The sequence below is a fragment of the Pantoea sp. JK genome, from assembly GCF_026130245.1.
Taxonomy (GTDB): Bacteria; Pseudomonadota; Gammaproteobacteria; order Enterobacterales; family Enterobacteriaceae; genus Pantoea; species Pantoea trifolii.
On sequence record NZ_JAINFN010000010.1, the window covers coordinates 105,781 to 124,754 of the forward strand.

General features: G+C 52.9%; 14 protein-coding genes. 11 read left to right on the top strand and 3 right to left on the bottom strand.

All coding sequences use genetic code 11. The features are described 5' to 3' along the window. Positions 1 to 29: 29 nt before the first annotated feature. Together PanJK_RS19865 and PanJK_RS19870 are read right to left on the bottom strand one after the other, a co-directional pair. Positions 30 to 2,594: a diguanylate cyclase gene (locus PanJK_RS19865; protein ID WP_256696874.1), complete on the bottom strand. Its 2,565-nt coding sequence runs from the start codon at positions 2,592 to 2,594 to the stop codon at positions 30 to 32. Positions 2,595 to 2,755: 161 nt separating this feature from the next. Continuing rightward, positions 2,756 to 3,367 carry a phosphatase PAP2 family protein gene (locus PanJK_RS19870; protein WP_008104884.1) on the bottom strand — a complete coding sequence of 204 codons (612 nt, stop codon included), beginning with the start codon at positions 3,365 to 3,367 and terminating at the stop codon, positions 2,756 to 2,758. Between the two features lie 230 nt (positions 3,368 to 3,597). Between PanJK_RS19870 and udk the strand changes: the two genes are divergently transcribed. The 3 genes from udk to asmA all read left to right on the top strand — a co-directional run bounded on the left by udk (position 3,598) and on the right by asmA (position 6,833). Beyond that, entirely contained in the window at positions 3,598 to 4,236 is a 639-nt protein-coding gene (udk, locus tag PanJK_RS19875) for a uridine kinase (protein ID WP_008104883.1), read from the top strand. Between the two features lie 72 nt (positions 4,237 to 4,308). After that, on the top strand, positions 4,309 to 4,890 hold the full coding sequence (gene dcd, locus PanJK_RS19880) for a dCTP deaminase (protein WP_256696873.1): 582 nt from the start codon (positions 4,309 to 4,311) through the stop codon (positions 4,888 to 4,890). Positions 4,891 to 5,036: 146 nt separating this feature from the next. After that, entirely contained in the window at positions 5,037 to 6,833 is a 1,797-nt protein-coding gene (asmA, locus tag PanJK_RS19885) for an outer membrane assembly protein AsmA (protein WP_256696871.1), read from the top strand. A gap of 32 nt (positions 6,834 to 6,865) precedes the next feature. On the opposite strand, the gene PanJK_RS19890 is transcribed toward asmA, so the two are convergent. After that, positions 6,866 to 8,422, bottom strand: a complete 1,557-nt coding sequence (locus tag PanJK_RS19890; RefSeq protein WP_265302338.1) for a TerC family protein — start codon at positions 8,420 to 8,422, stop codon at positions 6,866 to 6,868. Between the two features lie 789 nt (positions 8,423 to 9,211). Between PanJK_RS19890 and wbaP the strand changes: the two genes are divergently transcribed. From wbaP to PanJK_RS19930, 8 genes are all read left to right on the top strand, one after another. Continuing rightward, positions 9,212 to 10,645 carry an undecaprenyl-phosphate galactose phosphotransferase WbaP gene (gene wbaP, locus PanJK_RS19895; RefSeq protein WP_176972414.1) on the top strand — a complete coding sequence of 478 codons (1,434 nt, stop codon included), beginning with the start codon at positions 9,212 to 9,214 and terminating at the stop codon, positions 10,643 to 10,645. A 273-nt stretch (positions 10,646 to 10,918) separates the two neighbouring features. Further along, a complete protein-coding gene (locus PanJK_RS19900) occupies positions 10,919 to 12,049 on the top strand; it encodes a polysaccharide export protein (protein WP_008104879.1) in 1,131 nt (376 codons plus the stop codon). 9 nt (positions 12,050 to 12,058) lie between these two features. Then, complete coding sequence (locus PanJK_RS19905; protein ID WP_265302341.1) at positions 12,059 to 12,493, top strand: protein tyrosine phosphatase; 435 nt, start codon at positions 12,059 to 12,061, stop codon at positions 12,491 to 12,493. A gap of 12 nt (positions 12,494 to 12,505) precedes the next feature. Next, positions 12,506 to 14,683, top strand: a complete 2,178-nt coding sequence (gene wzc, locus PanJK_RS19910) for a tyrosine-protein kinase Wzc (RefSeq protein ID WP_008104875.1) — start codon at positions 12,506 to 12,508, stop codon at positions 14,681 to 14,683. Between the two features lie 181 nt (positions 14,684 to 14,864). Beyond that, the gene (locus PanJK_RS19915; RefSeq protein ID WP_256696865.1) at positions 14,865 to 16,001 is read left to right on the top strand and encodes an EpsG family protein; all 1,137 of its coding nucleotides are present in this window, start codon (positions 14,865 to 14,867) and stop codon (positions 15,999 to 16,001) included. Between the two features lie 15 nt (positions 16,002 to 16,016). Continuing rightward, entirely contained in the window at positions 16,017 to 16,739 is a 723-nt protein-coding gene (locus PanJK_RS19920) for an SGNH/GDSL hydrolase family protein (protein WP_265302346.1), read from the top strand. A 24-nt stretch (positions 16,740 to 16,763) separates the two neighbouring features. Continuing rightward, on the top strand, positions 16,764 to 17,942 hold the full coding sequence (locus PanJK_RS19925; protein ID WP_256696863.1) for an acyltransferase family protein: 1,179 nt from the start codon (positions 16,764 to 16,766) through the stop codon (positions 17,940 to 17,942). Positions 17,943 to 18,016: 74 nt separating this feature from the next. Beyond that, on the top strand, positions 18,017 to 18,934 hold the full coding sequence (locus tag PanJK_RS19930) for a glycosyltransferase family 2 protein (RefSeq protein ID WP_256696862.1): 918 nt from the start codon (positions 18,017 to 18,019) through the stop codon (positions 18,932 to 18,934). Positions 18,935 to 18,974 lie beyond the last annotated feature (40 nt).

An 18,974-nucleotide genomic window follows, 5' to 3' on the forward strand; every position in this document is an offset into this window, starting at 1 on the left:
GCGGGCTGGCAATGGGCAGACGTGGCAGATTACATCTGCACTTCCTGATAAACGTGATACTGACCACGGCCCGCGTGTTTCGCGCTGTAACAGGCGACATCAGCCTGGGACATCACCACATTACTGATACAGTTGCGTTGATCAATTTGCGTGATGCCGGCACTCGCGCCCACGTGATAAGGCTGATCCTGCCAGATAAAACGGTATTCGCTCACGGCGCTGACGATGCGCTGCACCACGTCGCGCACCTGATCCACTTCGCAATTCGGCAGCAACACGCCAAACTCATCGCCGCCCAAACGCGCCAGCATATCGCTGCTGCGCAGATGATGCGGCATCAGCTCTGCCAGTTCGCGCAGCAGCGCATCACCGGCGGCGTGGCCAGCGGTATCGTTCACCGCTTTGAATTTATCCAGATCGATAAACACCAATACGTGATGGCTGTCATTGGCCGCCGCATCGTTCACCAACTGTTTTAAGCGCTGTTCGAAGCTGTGACGATTGGGCAGGCGTGTCAGCATGTCATGTGAGGCACTGTAGCTCAGGCGCTTCATCACCTTGCGCGATTCACTGACATCCTGAATAACCATTACCGCGCCGATGCTGGCGCCGGTCAGGGTTTTCAGCGGCGTGATGCTGTAATGAATCTCGACGCGCGTGCCGTCTGGCGTGTGCAGCACCAGCTCTTCATCGAGATCGGGGGAAATTTTTTCGCCCGGCAGCTGGCACAGCAACAGGTTGTCTACACGCGGCCCGCTTGTGCCGCGCGTAATGTTGAGGAGCTCGGTAATCGGCACGCCTGCCGCTTTTTCCTGCGGCCAGCCGCTCAGCGTTTCGGCCACCGGATTCATAAAGGTAACGCGCATTTCATCATCGGTACTGATCACCGCTTCGCCGATGGAGTCGAGGGTGATCGCCATGCGCTCTTTTTCCTGGAACAGCGCTTCATTCAGCGCGCGCAGCGGCGTGATGTCCTGACAAATGCCAAGCATACGTTCAATCTGTCCATCCTGACTGAGGATGCGGTTGGCCTCAGAACGCACATAGCGCGGGCCTTCCGGCAAATTGATGCGGTATTCCAGCTGGAAAGCGCTGCGGCGTTCGATGGCCTGCTGCACCACCAGCGCGGCGGTTTCCCGCTCGGCGGGATCAAGCAGATGCACCCAGAGATCGTAGGTGGGCGTTTGATGCGGACCTAAGCCAAACAGCTCGTACATGCGCTTGTCCCACAGCATTTCACCGGTCAGCAGATTCCACTCCCAAACGCCGATACCGCCAGCTTCGTTGGCCAGCGTGATGCGTTCCATCAGGCGGCGATTGACCTGCTCGCTCTGCTTCAGCTCGGAGATATCGATAATCTGCGCGATGAAGTAGTGCGGCTGCTGCGCGGCGTCGCGCACCATCGACACCGTCAGGCGCGCCCAAACGATCTCACCATCCTTGCGGAAATAGCGCTTCTCCAGGGTGTAGGTCATGATTTCACCCGCCACCAATCGTTCGAGTTGGTGCAAATCGCTGTTGAGATCGTCGGGATGGGTAATTTGCTGGAAAGTGAGCTTTTTCAGTTCATCGGCCGGGAAGCCCAGCGTCTGGCACAGCGACTGATTGACCTGCTGCCAGCCCCCATTCGGCGCAACCAGCGCCATACCGATCGCAGAATATTCCATGGCGTTACGGAAGCGGGTTTCGCTCTCGCTGATGTGATGTTTTTCGCGCTGGAAGGCATCCATTACTAGCGCCATCACGTGGCTTGGCAGCAGCACTAACAGGAACGGCAGCCAGGTGCTGACCTGGCCGAGCAGCATGCCGTTTTGCGCCAGGTTGACCAAATTAAAGGCGAGCAGAATCGAGATAAAACTGGCGTTCAGGAAGAACAGCAGAAAGGCTTCAAATTTTGGCAGCCGCACCGCACACCAGAACAGGATCACCACAATAAATGTGAAGGGCCACGGCAGAAAACGCAGCGATAAATAGCTGGCGAGCAGCGTGCCAAGCAGCGTCAGGCAGGTTTCCAGCTGACGACCTGGCGTTAAAATCTGGCGCAGCGGTTTGTTCGGCCACAGCAATAACACCGGACCAAATGCCAGCACGCCGATCACTTCAGAAATCACCCAGGTTGAGAAGAAGGGCAGTGACGCGCTGCTACCGACATGCAGCATCCACAACGCCACCACGCCGCCGAGCAGCGGCGCAATCAGACCGGCGCACAAGGCAAAGCGTACCCAGTCGAGTAACGAATTAAGCGGGGCGCGGCGATCGAGCAGGGCGCGCAGCATCAAGCCGCCCAGAATCGCCTGCACCATATTTAAGATGGCAAATTTAATGTTGCTGAGCGCGGGACCAATAATGATCAGATTGGCCAGCGCGGTACCCATCACGCAAGCAAGCAGCAGCAAGGGAACGTGTTTTGAGTGGGCACGAAACACGATCACCGTCATCAGCGCGGTGGAGTACCAAAGCGGTGAAATACGTCCGCTGACAACGATCAGTTCCAGACAAAATAGCGTCAGTAGAAAAGTGAGCCCGCCAATGAGCAAGGCATTGAGCCAAATTCGTTGTGGTCTTTCTCGTGAAGTCAATATTTCGAGGGTCATGCAAGAATCCAGCTGCGCGCACCTGATTCACGATGGAAAATGCGCCAATCAATCACTATTTCGCATGCTAGCACATCTGTTTGAGATTTCTGCCGGGAATTGCATTTCAGCCGTTATTCACTGAATTGATTGGCCCTTTGCACGCAAAGGGCCAACCGCTGTTAGCGAAAAAGATCGGCGCGGGTATAAGGCTTTTCTAAGCCGGCAAGATTGGCAGAGAAGCGCTCGAGGAATTGTTGTGTGGTGGCGACGCGACCGTGGCCCAGCAGCAGCAGCGGCACCAGTAGCGCGACGCCGATCTGCGGCAGACTAAAGCCCTTCAGCGAAGTCCGGCGCTGCGTCAGCAGAAATGCGGTGCTGAGTGTGAAACCGAGCATCAGGCCCGCAAGTACTTCGCTTTTTGAGTGCGCGTGGATTACCAAACGTGAAAGGCCGACCATCAACGGAATCAGATAGCCGATACCAATGGTAAACAGGCGCCAGCGCGGCGACCAGCGACCGGAGATCAGCCACATCATTACCGGCCAGAGCGTGGCGGACATCGCGCTGTGCCCACTGAAGCCGGTGAAGTTAAATCTGGCGCTACCAATGCCAAAGCCGAGAAACAGTATTTTCGAGACGCTCACCACCAGGCCAGCCAGACCAAACGCCAGCACCCAGTACCACACGGTTTGGCGGTTGTCGCTTTTCCATGGCAATACCAGCGCGATGATTACCGCAGTCGGGATCAGCAACATGCTGTCGCCAAAATAGGTCAGGGTTTTCCAGCTCATACTTTTCCTTGCGGCTACATTCGGAGTGCCAACGCCCGCCACAGTGTTGGCAGATGTACAGTGTATCGATTAAGCGTCTGGCTGCAAAAGGGGATATTCTGAAAAGCCGTTGGCCCATTTCTCTGGCATCAAACCGGTGAAATACCTATAATTGCCGCCAACTAACCCTCTCATTCGGCCCGTTGCAGCTTCGGCTTAGGCAGGCTCCAGTTATCAGGTCTTAAAAAAGTATGACTGACAAGTCTCATCAGTGCGTGATCGTTGGCATCGCAGGTGCATCCGCATCCGGAAAAAGTCTTATCGCCAGCACGCTCTATCGTGAAATCCGTGACCAGGTCGGTGACGAGCATATCGGTGTGATCCCCGAAGATGCCTACTATAAAGATCAGAGCCACCTCACCATGGAAGAGAGGGTGAAAACCAACTATGACCATCCGAGTGCGATGGATCATGATCTGTTGTTGCAGCATCTGCGCGCGCTGAAAGCCGGTCAGGAAATTGAGTTGCCGGTTTACAGCTACGTTGAGCACACCCGCACCAGCGATTGCATTCATCTCAAATCGAAGAAAGTCATCATCCTTGAAGGCATCTTGCTGTTAACCGATGCGCGCCTGCGCCAGGAGATGAATTTCTCCATCTTCGTCGATACGCCGCTGGATATCTGTTTAATGCGTCGTATGAAGCGCGATGTGAATGAGCGCGGCCGCTCAATGGATTCGGTGATGAGCCAGTATCAGAAGACCGTGCGTCCGATGTTCCTGCAATTTATTGAACCTTCCAAGCAGTACGCTGACATCATTGTGCCGCGCGGCGGAAAGAACCGTATCGCGATTGATATCCTCAAGGCCAAGATTAATCAGTATCTTTAACGACATGGCGTCCGCCTCGGCGTGACGCGCTGTCGTAGCCATTCGCTACACTTAATTCACGGAGTACCTGCGATGAGATTATGCGATCGCGATATTGAAGCCTGGCTGGACAGCGGAAAGTTGGCGATTGAGCCGCGCCCGCCGGTGGAACGCATTAATGGCGCCACGGTGGATGTGCGCCTCGGCAACCAGTTCCGCACTTTTAGCGGCCACACGGCGGCATTTATTGATTTGAGTGGTCCTAAGCACGAAGTCAGTGCCGCGCTGGACCGCGTCATGAGCGATGAGATTGTGCTACCAGAAGGCGAAGCCTTTTTCCTGCATCCTGGCGAACTGGCACTGGCGGTAACGCTGGAATCGGTCACCATTCCCGACGATCTGGTCGGCTGGCTGGATGGACGCTCTTCGCTGGCGCGCCTGGGTTTGATGGTGCACGTCACGGCGCACCGTATCGATCCGGGCTGGCAAGGCCGCATCGTGCTGGAGTTCTATAACTCAGGTAAACTGCCGCTGGCACTGCGTCCCGGCATGTTAATTGGTGCATTGAGCTTTGAGCCGCTGTCGGGCCCCGCTGCGCGACCGTATAACCGTCGTGAAGATGCCAAATATCGTGGTCAGCAGGGCGCGGATGCCAGCCGTATCGACAAAGACTGACTAACACTAATGCTTGCCAAAATAATTCGAGGTGCAGCAAGGCGGCAAGCGAGTCAATCCCCGGGAACTTACATCAGTAAGTGACCGGGGTGAGCGAGCGCAGCCAAGGCTGCTGCAACTTGAAGTATGAAGGCAATGAGGATGTGATGAGAAGAGTGATAACTACGCTGGCCATCCTGTTAGTGGTGGTCGTAGCGGGCATGACGGCATTGGTGTTGCTGGTCAATCCCAACGACTTTCGTACCTATATGGTACAGCAGGTAGAGCAGCGCAGTGGTTATCAGCTTCAGGTAGGCGGCGATCTGCGCTGGCACGTCTGGCCGCAGCTCAGCATTCTCGCCGGGCGCATGAGTCTGACTGCGCCTGGCGCCACGCAGCCGATGGTCACCGCCGATAATATGCGACTGGATGTCAATCTCTGGCCGTTATTGTCGCATCAATTGAGCGTCAGCCAGGTGATGCTGAAAAACGCCATCATCCGCGTGACGCCAGACAGCGCCGCGCAAAAACCGACCGGTGCGCCAGTTGGACCGGGCGATGCCGAGCCGGTGAGCAACAGCAATAACGGCTGGTCATTCAACATTGGCAAATTGCGTCTTGCCGATAGTTTGTTGATTTGGCAGCAGCCAGGCGGCGATGAATACAATTTCCGCGACCTCAATCTCAACCTCGATCAGGATGCCAGCAAACAGGCCAGCATCAATCTGTCTACCCGAATTTCGCGCAATCAGCGCAATGTCAGCGTCAATCTCAAAGGGCAAATGAATGTGGCGCAGTATCCGCATCGTTTAGTCGGACAGCTGGATGAGTTGAATTACGCCATCGACGGCGCCAATCTGCCGACGCAGGGGATTAAAGGTACCTTGAGTGGTCAGGGCGAATGGAACGGCGACAATCAGCGTTTCTCCTTACAGAAGATGCAGCTTACCGCTAATGACAGCGCACTGGATGGCAGCGCCGAGGGACGTCTGGCGTTGCCGCAGCAGCTTAATCTGGCGCTGCATGCCACCAGTTTAAACATCGACGCGTTGATGGCGAATGCACCGGTGACGGATAGCAGCGCGCCGCAGCGTGCCAACGTGGTGAGCACGCCAGTGATTGCGGAGCCGCGGATGCGTGACAACAGCGATTCGCCGCTGAATCAGCTGGATTTGACCCTCAACCTCACCGCCGATAGCAGCGTGTGGCGCGGCCTGACGCTGACCAATTTGCAGCTCGACGGCAGTAATCAGCAGGGTCTGATGACGTTGAGTAAGCTGCAAGGCAAATTCGGTGAAGGGCATTTCTCGGTGCCCGGCTCGGTAGATATCCGCAAACCGGTGACGCAAGTGGCGTTTCAGCCTGAGCTGAATAACATCGCCATAGCGCCATTGCTGAAGGCTTTAGAACTGCCAGAGACGCTGCAAGGTACCGTTTCGCTGAAAGGTGATATCAGCGGAGCGGGATTAAGCATTGAAGAGGCAAAACGCAACTGGCAGGGTAGTGCGGATCTGGAAGCGACTAATTTGCAGCTTTCGCAGCTGAATCTGCAACAGATGGTGCGACGTGCGGTGGCGCGCGTAAGTAATCGTGTCACCAACGATCAGCCCGACGATCAGGGTATTCAGCAGTTGAGTGGACGCGTCACGCTCAAACAGGGCATCTTCAGCTTACCGGATCTGCAGGGTGGCAACAGTCGTCTGGCGGTGCAGACCAAAGGCAATGTGGATATGGTCAAACAGCAGCTCGACGTCACCATTAATATGATGCTGCGCGGCTGGCAGGGCGACGACAAATTAGCTGCTTTACTGAACCAGCAAACTATTCCGCTGCGCATGTACGGCGGCTGGAATAATTTGCAGTACTCCTTGCCGGTGGATGACGTGGTACGTCAACAGCTGCAAAGTGAAGCGAAGTCGCGCTTGAATCAGTGGCTGGACCGCCAGCAACCGGCGAAACCTTAACGTAAGGTCGCCATTTATGGCGACCCGGTTAATTACGGCGCGATCGGCATTATCTCCACCTTCTGCACGCGATGGTTTTCAACCTGCAACGTGCGCAAAAGATAATCGCCGATCTGCAACTCTTCGCCTTCCTGCGGCACATGTTGCAGGCTATCCATCAGCAATCCCGCCAGCGTGTGGTAATTGCGTTTTTCATCGAGTGGCAACTGCACGTAGACGGCTAAATCCTCCAATGGCATATGACCGTTTGCCACCCAGCCGCCGTCGGGCAGCGCCTGAATATCATAGCGTGCATCAACTTTCTCCCCTTCAATCGGCAGATTGCCGGCGATGGTTTCCATTAGGTCGCTCAGCGTAACCACGCCCTCTACCGAACCAAACTCATCCACCACAAAGGCGAAGTGGGTGCGCGCATTGCGGAACTGCTCCAGCGCCTGCAATAAGGTGACACGCTCAGGGAAGATCAGCGGCTGGCGAATCAGCGAGCGTAAATCCAGTGAGTTGCTGTGCAACGATTGATGCAGTAAATCAATCACGTGCACCACGCCGAGCGGGTCGCGGCCCTGTTCGGTCAGCAGAATACGCGTGTGCTGATTACGATCGAGCTTTGCCATAATCTCCGCCGGATCTTCGCTGAGGTCGATATGCTCAACGTCGTGGCGCGAGGTCATGATGCTATTAATCTGACGCTGTCCAAGCCCCAACACGCGCGCAATCATGCGGCGTTCCTGGCGATTGAAGAGTGCACCTTCCTCGCCGTCGGCCACCAGTGACGCGGTATCGGCGTCAAGTTCCGCACGTTGCGCTTCGCCGCGCAGAATACGTAACACTGCTTCCGAGGTGCGCTGGCGCAGCGGACGGCCGGCGGAGAGGAAGCGGCGGCGATTAAACATCGCCAACTGGTTGAGTATCTCGATGACAATGGAGAAACCAATCGCCGCGTAGAGATAACCTTTCGGGATGATAAAGCCTAATCCTTCGGCCACCAGACTGAAGCCGATCATCAGCAGGAAACTCAGACACAGAATCACGATGGTAGGATGGCCGTTGACGAACCGCGTCAGCGGCTTACTCGCCAGCAGCATCAGCAATATTGCCACTGTGACCGCCGCCATCATTACCGGCAGCTCATTGACCATGCCAACGGCGGTAATGACCGAGTCCAGCGAGAAGATGGCGTCCAGCACCACTATTTGCGCCACCACTGGCCAGAATTTAGCACCGTTCTTATTTTGACCAGTTTCCTCGTCAGCCCCTTCCAGACGGCTGTTTAACTCGGTGGTGGCCTTATAAAGCAGAAAGAAACCGCCGCACAGCAGCAGCAGATCGCGGGCGCTGAACCCATGATTCAGCAGAGTAAACAGCGGTTTTGTCAGCGTAACCAGCCAGGAAAGTGAGGCGAGCAGCGCTAAACGCGACACCAGCGCGAGTAGCAGGCCGATCACGCGCGCGCGGTCGCGTTCTTTCGACGGCAACTTTTCTACCAGGATGGCAATGAAAACCAGGTTATCAATGCCCAACACCAGCTCGAGAACGATTAGCGTTACTAATCCTGCCCAGAGCGACGGATCAATGATCCACTCCAACATGTGTTAATCACCTTAATGTCTTCGAATTGAGCTAAATCTGATGATAGTGAATTGGCGTAAAGCGTACAAATAGCCGTTGACCCGGTCAATCCGGGCTATGTCCAGGCAAGAAGAATAACCCTGATTGCCGATTTGCACAGATAAGATGAAAGTATGGATAAAAATTGCACCTGAATAATGGCGGCTATTATTTTTTTTCAGCAGACAAGTGCGTACATTTTTAATGCAGTGTATTGCGTCGTTGAGTATCGAATTAATCTGAATTTTGCAGAGGAAAGGCCTGAAAGGGGTGGCATCAATACTTATGGCTGGTAGTCTTTTTCCTAAAGTAGTGCAGGGAACACGGGGCCTACTTGTAAACAAGCCAGTAATAACTAGTATAGCAACGTGTTAGTAAATGTCTGTGCCAATGTTGTTAATAGCGTGCTCTATAGCCTTTTAATGTTGCGAATTGTGATCGCACGCGGACCACGGCCAGTAATTAGCGCAAAAATGCCGCATACAACAAGTTGTAATTAGGATGATGAAAGCGGTATTGGCAGCGACAGCCAAGGGCGGTAGCGTGCCTGAAGCGCCTTTCTCTTGGTTTAACGGTCTGCCACTGTGGTAAGGGAAGTCGGACTAATCTGTTGGTATTAATCACAATTCTCTTGCTTACTATTGTGAGAATTGATTTGGCCTCAGAGAATTTACCGCAGATTGCCTCAACAAATGCAGTGAAAGTTTCGCTCGTTTATTAAACAGCGTTGAGGCATTAGGGATTAAAGAAATAATATAAAAGAGTTAAATATGCGCGATAACGAAATTACTTATAAAAGTCTTCTGACCAAAATTTTACTGGCGTGCTCGGATTTAATTTGTTTCAACGCAGCATTATTTATTGCGATGGCGATGATTAATTCGTTCACCCATTCTCCACTGGCAGATATATCTGAAAAATACCTGCATTTGAAAATCGCTACGCACATTGCGTTATCGGTTATTTGCGTAGGCTGGTTCTGGGTTCGTCTGCGACATTATACTTACCGCAAACCATTCTGGTTCGAGCTCAAAGAGATCTTTCGTACCATTCTTATTTTCTCTGTCATTGATTTGTCAATTTCGGCACTTTCACAATGGCAAATGTCGCGCTTTGTCTGGGTAGCGACCTGGGTTCTGGCGTTGATTCTGATTCCACTAGCGCGCGCCATCTCTAAACGTGTGCTGAATCATTACGGCATGTGGAAGAAGCAAACCATCATCATCGGCAGCAGCCGCAACGCGCAGGAAGCCTGGCAGGCGCTGCAGAGTGAAGAGGTGATGGGCTTTGATGTAATCGCCTTCTTCGATGTTGATAAGAGCAGCCCGCAGGCCAGCATCTCTGGCGTACCTGTGCTACACAACGAACAAGAGCTGTGGCAACTGACCAACAGCGAAACCCAATTCATCGTGGCGGTGGAGTTCGAACAGAGCCAGCACCGCGATCACTGGCTGAAAACGCTGGCAATGCACAATTGCCGTTCTGTTTCGGTGATCCCAACGCTGCGTGGTGTACCGCTGTACGGCACCGATATGGCTTACATCTTCAGCCATGAAGTGATGATTCTGCGTGTAAATAACAACCTGGCGAAGCGCACTTCACGTTTCCTGAAGCGTGCATTCGATATCGTCGGCGCGCTGAGCATTATTTTGGCGCTGTCACCGGCGTTGCTGGTGCTCGGATTTATGGTTGGCCGTGATGGCGGACCTCCGATTTACGGTCATGAACGTGTGGGGCTGGGCGGACGTAAGTTCAAATGCCTGAAATTCCGCTCCATGGTGATCAACTCGAAAGAGGTGCTGGAAGAGGTACTGCGTACCGATCCTGTTGCCCGCGCCGAGTGGGATAAAGATTTCAAACTGAAGAACGATCCGCGCATTACCAAAGTCGGTCATTTCATCCGTAAAACCAGTCTGGATGAGCTGCCGCAGCTGTGGAACGTAGTACGTGGCGATATGAGCTTGGTGGGGCCGCGCCCGGTTATTGAAGATGAACTCTGCCGTTATGCCGGTGATGTCGATTATTACCTGATGGCGAAACCAGGCATGACGGGATTGTGGCAGGTTAGCGGTCGTAACGACGTTGACTATGAAACCCGTGTCTATTTTGACTCGTGGTATGTCAAGAACTGGTCGCTGTGGAATGACATTGCGATTCTGTTTAAGACGGTTGGCGTAGTGCTGAAACGCGATGGCGCCTATTGATAGACAGCGAAGCCGGGGAGGGCGTTATTTCCCCGGTTGAAAACTGCGGGTGCTGAGTGTGTCGTTATTTGACAGCTGCACTGATTGAGTCTGTATAAACCATTTTAATTGATGTCGTCTTTAGACTCGGTGACAACATAAAACCAAGGGAGCGCATAATAATGACCCACAGTTTCAGTGTTTAACCTGTCATATTCCATTTTTGTAAGACGCTACACAGCGGGCGATTTCGCCTCTATCAATCAATAACTGATAGCGAAGAATCAGATGATAATGAAAATTAAATTGATACCTTTACTGGTATCCGCGACTTTTCTCTCCGGATGTACCATTGAGCCGGGTTCTCACCTTTCCACCAGTGGAAAAGATGTCATAGAGCAACAGGATAGCAACTATGACATCGACAAATATGTCAACGTCTTCCCGCTGACGCCGCGTCTGGTTGAACAGATGCGTCCGAAGCCGTTAGTCGCTCAGGCTAACCCAATGCTGCAAAATGAAATTCAGAGCTACGAATACCGCATCGGTGTGGGTGACGTGCTGAACGTCACCGTCTGGGATCACCCAGAGTTGACCACACCCGCCGGTCAGTACCGTAGCGCCAGCGACACCGGCAACTGGGTTCAGGCGGATGGCACTATTTTCTATCCGTACATCGGTAAAGTGCGCGTAGCAGGCCGAACGGTCACCGAGATCCGCACCGAAGTGGCGCGTCGACTGGCACAGTTCATTGAAAGCCCGCAGGTTGACGTAAACGTCGCCTCATTCCGTTCACAGAAAGCCTATGTGACCGGTTCAGTCACCACCTCCGGACAGCAGCCGATCACTAACGTGCCGCTGACCGTGCTGGATGCCGTCAACGCTGCGGGCGGTTTAGCCGCCGACGCTGACTGGCGCAATGTGGTGCTGACGCACAACGGCAAAGAACAACGTCTTTCGTTGCAGGCGCTGATGCAAAACGGCGACCTGAGCCAAAACCATCTGCTCTATCCGGGCGACATCCTTTACGTGCCACGTAACGACGATCTCAAAGTCTTCGTGATGGGCGAAGTGAAGCAGCAGTCAACGCTGAAGATGGACCGCAGCGGCATGACGCTGGCCGAAGCGCTGGGCAACTCGCAAGGTATGGATCAGACCACTTCTGATGCCACCGGCGTGTTCGTGATTCGTCCGATTCGCGGCGCCAACCGCACCAAGATTGCCAACATCTATCAGTTGAATACCAAAGATGCGGCATCGATGGTGATGGGCACCGAATTCCAACTGGAGCCATACGACATCGTCTATGTCACCGCTACACCACTTACCCGTTGGAACCGTGTGATTTCAAGCCTGCTGCCGACCATCGTAGGTGTTGACGATGCCAGCTCCGCGGCGCTTCGTTTCCGCAACTGGTCGAACTAAGGGTTCGCCATGATTAAGTCCGTGTTAGTCGTCTGCGTCGGCAACATTTGCCGCTCCCCAACCGGGGAGCGTCTGTTCAAACGCGCGCTACCAAACATCCGGGTTGCCTCAGCAGGGCTCAGTGCCCTGAAAGGTTATCCGGCGGACCAGAAAGCCCATGATGTGGCCGCCGATCACGGCGTGTCGCTCGATGGTCATCAGGCACAGCAGTTAACGGCCAGCATGTGCCGTGACTATGACCTGATTCTGGTAATGGAAAAGCGCCACGTTGAGCAGGTGAATCGCATCGATCCAGCCGCACGCGGAAAAACCATGCTGCTTGGCCACTGGCTCAATCAGCAGGAAATTGCGGATCCGTACAAAAAAAGTCGCGAGGCCTTTGAAGAGGTCTACGGGTTACTGGAAAACGCTACCCAGAAATGGGTCAACGTATTAAGCCGATAGTTGGGATTATCCATGAATATCAAAAACAAGGTTATGACCGCGCCAAAGGAAGATTCGAATGGATGGGATCTGGCGCATCTTGTGGGACAGCTGATTGATCATCGCTGGATCATTGTTGCCGTTACCGCCTTCTTCATGCTGGTGGCGACGCTCTACACACTGTTTGCTACACCAATCTACAGCGCAGATGCGTTAGTGCAGGTTGAGCAGAAGAATGCCAGCTCAGTACTGAATGAGTTAGACAGCATTCTGCCGCCAACGCCGGCGTCCGATACCGAGATTCAGATTCTTGAATCGCGCATGGTTATCGGTAAAACCGTTGACGATCTAGGCCTGGACACCGTTGTTACCCAGAACTATTTCCCGGTGATTGGTAAAGGTCTGTCGCGCCTGATGGGAAATAAGCCATCGACGGTCGCCATCTCTCGCCTGGAAATTCCACGCACCATCGATAAGCGTACCGTTGAACTGGAAGTGACCGGTCCTGACTCGTACACCGTGTCAGCGGATGGTGATGAACTGTTCAAAGGTAAAGTCGGTCAGCTGGAAACGCACGGTGAAGTGACCATGCTGGTGAGCGGCATCAATGCTGATGAAGGCACCAGCTTCAGCGTCACCAAGCTGAACGAGCTGCAGGCGATTAACTCGGTGCTGGCCAACCTGACCGTTGCGGACAAAGGCAAAGACACCGGCGTGCTGGGTCTGGAATATCTGGGTGAAGATCCAGAGCAGATCAGCAAAGTGCTGAACCAAATCGTCAATAACTACCTGCTGCAGAACGTTGAGCGTAAATCTGAGCAAGCGGAAAAGAGCCTTGAATTCCTGCGCAATCAGCTGCCGCAAGTGCGTGGCAAACTGGATGATGCGGAAGACAAGCTGAATACCTTCCGTCGCCAGAACGAGTCGGTTGACCTGTCGCTGGAAGCAAAATCTGCGCTGGATTCTTCTGTCAGCGTGCAGAGCCAGTTGAACGAACTGACCTTCCGTGAAGCTGAAGTTTCTCAGCTGTTTACCAAAGATCACCCAACCTACCGCGCCTTGCTGGAAAAACGCAAAACGCTGGAAAACGAACAGGCCACGCTGAACAAAAAGATTTCTCAGATGCCACAAACGCAGCAAGAGATCTTGCGTCTGACGCGTGATGTGCAGTCTGGTCAGGAAATCTACATGCAGTTGCTGAACCGTCAGCAAGAGCTGGGTATCAGTAAAGCCAGCACCGTGGGTGATGTACGTATCATCGATGGCGCAGCAACCGGCAACAGCCCGGTAGCACCGAAGAAACTGCTGATCATCGCGGCGAGCCTGATTCTGGGTCTGATGGTTTCTGTTGGTCTGGTTCTGATGAAAGCGCTGTTGCATCACGGCATCGAAAATCCAGAACAGCTGGAAGAGCTGGGCATGAACGTGTATGCGAGCGTGCCGCTGTCAGAATGGCAACGTAAGAAAGATACCGAAGCATTGGCGCGTCGTGGCAACAAGGTGAAAACCGATCCACACGAAACGCTGCTGGCGCTGGGTAATCCTACTGACCTGTCAATCGAAGCGATTCGTAGCCTGCGTACCAGCCTGCACTTCGCGATGATGGAAGCGAAAAACAACATCCTGATGATCACCGGCGCGAGCCCAGGCATTGGTAAAACCTTTATCTGTGCCAACCTGGCAACGCTGGTAGCAAAAGCGGGCCAACGCGTACTGTTCATCGATGGTGATATGCGTCGCGGTTACACCCACGAACTGCTGTCAGCCGATAACAAATCCGGTCTGTCCAACGTGTTGTCGGGCAAAACCGAGTTCAGCCCAGCGCTGATTCAGAAAGGTGCGTATGGTTTTGACTTCCTGCCACGCGGCCAGGTACCACCAAACCCGTCTGAACTGCTGATGCATCGTCGCATGGGTGAGCTGCTGGATTGGGCGAGCAAGAATTACGATCTGGTGTTGATTGATACGCCACCGATTCTGGCGGTAACCGATGCATCTATCATCGGCAAACTGGCCGGTACCTCGCTGATGGTGGCGCGTTTTGAAACCAACACGCCGAAAGAGCTGGATGTCAGCTTCAAACGCTTTGCCCAGAACGGTATTGAGATTAAAGGTGTGATCCTCAACGCCGTGGTGCGCAAAGCCGCCAACTCGTATGGTTACGGTTACGACTATTACGATTACGAGTATGGCAAACCGACTAAAAGTTAATTTGCCCGTCATTCACTGTTAATGATGAGGGTAATCCGGTGAAGAGAGGGGCGGGTTGACCGCCCCTTTTGATTGCACCGTTTGAATGACGACACGCAACGATTGACACAGGTGATTCTCTTTATAACGCCAAAAAAAGCCACTGTTGGCATGAGAACTTGTGGAATTAAGGAATCACACCATGGCTCCATATTGGTATTTATCAGGGTTTGTACTGTTGCTTGCGCTGGTCGAAATCCTGTTGAAGAAAGACGAACGAACCACCCATATTCTGACTTACCTGCTGTGCATCGCCACCGTCACGCTGATTATCTTCGCCGGTATTCGCGGTCTCGGCACCGGGATGGATGACTATCAATATCGCAGCTTCTTTGCTGACTTCATCCGCCGTATTGAGGTCAACGGTTTTGCTAACACCGTCGCCTTCTTCCGTTACGAACCGCTGATTTTTGCTATCGCGTGGATCACCAGCCTGTTTTCACACAATGCCAGCGTGTTCCTGTTTGTGTTCAGTATTCTGGCGGTATCGACTAACGCCATCTTCTTTAAAAAGATGTCGCCGTATCCGGTATTGGCATTGGCGCTTTACTCGGCGCATATCTTTATTAACAAAGACGTGAACCAGATTCGTTTTGGCCTGAGTTCGGCGCTGTTTCTTGGCGTGATCTGGACGATTTACCTCAAGCAATACTGGTGGGCGTTTGCCTTCTTTATTCTCTCCTTCCTCAGTCACAACACCGCCGTAATGGTGGTGACCATCATTCCGTTCCTGTTTATTCGGGAATCGCGCTGGTGGCCAGTGGCCATCATCATATTAAGTGTGCCCCTTTCGGTGGTGGGCGGGACCGGCTTTATCGCCTTGATCGCCGGACATCTGGGATCGATGGGGGAAAGGGCCGCAGGCTACAGTAACGAAGCCTCGAATGCCGGTGACGGCAGCGTGGTGTCGGTGTCGAACCTGAAAAACATCATGCTGGTGTTCATCTTCGTCTACTTCATGCTGAGCAACCAGCTCAAGCGCGAACAGTACGACGTGTGGAAGCTGAACTACCTGCTGATTCTGACCTTTGCGATCGGCGGCGGCATCAGGATCTTCTTCTATAACTACTCATCGGGTGCGCGCCTGTCGAACTACCTGCTGCAGGTCGAACCGATTATTTTGACGTCGCTGATTTATCAGTCGAAACGGGTATTGAAGCCGGCGATGTTTGCGATGTTTGCTTTCTTCCTTGTTTATTACCTCTATTACAACACGATCTCACTGAAGCAAGCCGTTGTCGGCTATGAAGTTGCTCGTGAATTCAAATTGTTTCATTAACCGATGAGAGGAAATATGCGGAAGACCTTACTGGCAATGCTGATCACCTCTGCGCCGTTGCTGGCGCAGGCAGACGATCATCCCGGCACCTTTATCATCGCGGCCTACGGTGACTCGACCACCGCAGGCGTTACCGCCCAGGGCAATCGCAACATCATCAGTCAAAACAACGAAGTGAGTTTTTTGCAGCAGATGTTGCGCGAGAAGTACGGCAACAACATTGAGGTGAAGAATCACGGCATGCCGGGCGCACAGGTTTCGGTGCTGGTTTACAACAAAGACAATACGCCAATGGATTGGTCAGACCGCATGGCGAAATCCGATGCCAACATGATTCTGATTAACTATGCGATCAATGATGCGCGCATCAACTTCTTCAAAGATAAAGGCGAGCGCATTGAAACGCCGGAAGAGTACAAGCGCATCATCACCGAGCTGGTAAAAGGCGCGAAGGCGAATAACAAACTGGTGGTTCTTCAGGAACCGAATCCCATTTGTGGCAAAGCCGAGCGCTGGAACGTCTGGCCGTATGTTTACCAGTTAAATGAAGTGGCTAAAGAGCAGCAAGTTCCGATTGTGAAGCAGTTCAGCGTCATCAAAGAAAACCGTGACTGGCAATCTGAGATGTCGCCCGATTGCATTCACCCCAATGAGATGCTTTATAAACAGAAAGCAGCAAGAACCTTCAATGTCCTAAGCAGCACTTTCGATAGCGTTTTGTCACGGCACAGCAGCTAACCCAACTCAGATTCAGGAGCTGACATGTATGTATTAATCATGGTGCTGTCATTTTGTCTGGCGCTAATCATTCTGCGAGTATTCTCCTTCCACAAAGGCGTTTACAACGAGAGCGGTATTAAAAGTATCTCTGGTATGCGCGCGCTGCTGGCCAGCATCGTCGCGTTCTCACACTTCGCCCACTACATCTATTCGCTGGATGGTCAGTGGGTGTTCGATAAAGATTATTTTGCCTGGTTCTCTGAAGGCAACTTCTTCGTTAACTCCGGCAAATTTGGTGTGCTGCTGTTCTTCATGATCTCCGCCTTCCTGTTCTATCGCTGGCTGGATAATGAAACCCTGACGCCAGGGCAACTGACGCACAAGCTCCTCAAGTCGCGTATCCGCCGTATTGTCCCAATGTTCTGGTTCTCCGGTTTTGTCATCATCGCGGTGGGCGTGGTGCAGGGCGATCTCACTTATAGCCTGACGGCGGTGAAAGATGCCGTGCTGTGGTTGCTGTTTATTGGCAGCTATCGCATGGGTGATTTCCTGACGGCGGATGTGAACGCCGGTGTTGAGTGGACATTGCGCCTCGAATGGCTGCTGTATCTGTCGATTCCGCTGATTTACGTCCTTAATCGCGCCACCAAAGGCAAATACAAAACCCTGCTGATTCTCGGCTCGATCGGCGTGATTTTCTGCGTGGCGGTCGGCCTACGTCTGTGGGGTAAAACCTATACCGATCCGCGTCCGGTGCTGGGCTTCGCCATGGGCTATCTGGCGTATAAATATCGCGATAGGTTTGCGCACTACAAAACCTCCAGCCTGGCTGGCTTTGCGGTGATTGTGCTGTCGCTGTTCTCGCTGTCGTTCACCAGCAACACCTTTTGGTATCTGATTTTCCTCTGCTGCCTGACGGTGATCTTCTTTATTGTCAGCAGCGGTAACGCCGTGTTTGGCATTCTGGAAAACAAAACCCTGATGTCGATTGGTGAGGTGAGTTACAGCCTGTATCTGATTCACGGTGTGGTGCTCTATTTCATCAAGCAGATCCCAGAAACGCTCTATCCGCATTCGTTCCTGTTCTACACCTTGCTTTCAACGCTGTTCTTTGTCGCCTCTTTCTATGTGGCGAAACTGACTTACCTGTTTGTCGAGAAACCGTTTATCGGCAGCAGCAACAAGAAGAAAGTGGCGATGAAGACCTCGCCGACAAATTAGGACACCACCCATTATTCTTTTGAGCCCACAAGTTATATCATTGATTTTGTAACTTTTTTAATGAGGTGCTGGCAATGCAGGAGATTCGCTTCTCAATTGTTATTCCCGCGTATAACGCGTCGAAATCAATTGTCACGACGCTAGATTGTGTCAAAGCGCAAACCTATCGCAATTTTGAAGTCATTATTGTTGATGACAAATCGGCCGATGCGGCCGAACTGGCGCAGGTGGTGCGCAGCGAGCGTTATCAGGATTTGGCTATAAAACTGGAGCTGTCTGAGGTCAAACTCAACGGCGCCGGCGCCCGTAACAAAGGTATTGAGCTGGCAAGCGGCGACTTTATCAGCTTTCTCGATGCCGACGATGAGTGGCATCCGGACAAGTTATTAGTGGCGAGTGAAACCATCGCCAAACTGGAAGCGCAGGGCAAATCGCGCTACGTCATCTTTAGTCAGGTGAACATCCATCAGGATGGCAGCTTCCTCAAGGTGATGCCGATGCAGCCGCCCGGTAAGAACGAAACCGTGGCCGAATATCTGTTTGGCTGTTACGGCTTCATTCAAACCAGCACCATTGTGCTGAAGCGCGAAGATGCGGCGAAGATTCAGTTTGATGCGCGCTATATTCGCCATCAGGATTATGATTTCTGCATCCGCGCTGACCGCATGGGTTACGCGTTCGTAATGATCGACAAGCCGCTGGCAACCTATCATCTGGTGACCAAATTTGGTTCCAAGCACAAAGGCGAATCGGTCAAATACTCCTTCTTCTGGCTCGACACCATGAAGCCGCATCTGACCACACGCGACATCCATACTTATAAGGCGTTCAAGCTGCCGCTGCGCTATAAGATGGATGGTAAATCGCTGCAGGCCAGCCTCAGCTTTGCACGCTACTTCTTCCTCACCAACCGTGACAATCGCGCCTACTTCATGAATCGCCTGCTCGATAAGGTGAAGTCGCGCTTCTCGGGCAGAAGAGCCGTCTCCTGATTCACTTTTAAACACTTTCACTTGCTCCCTACATGGGGGC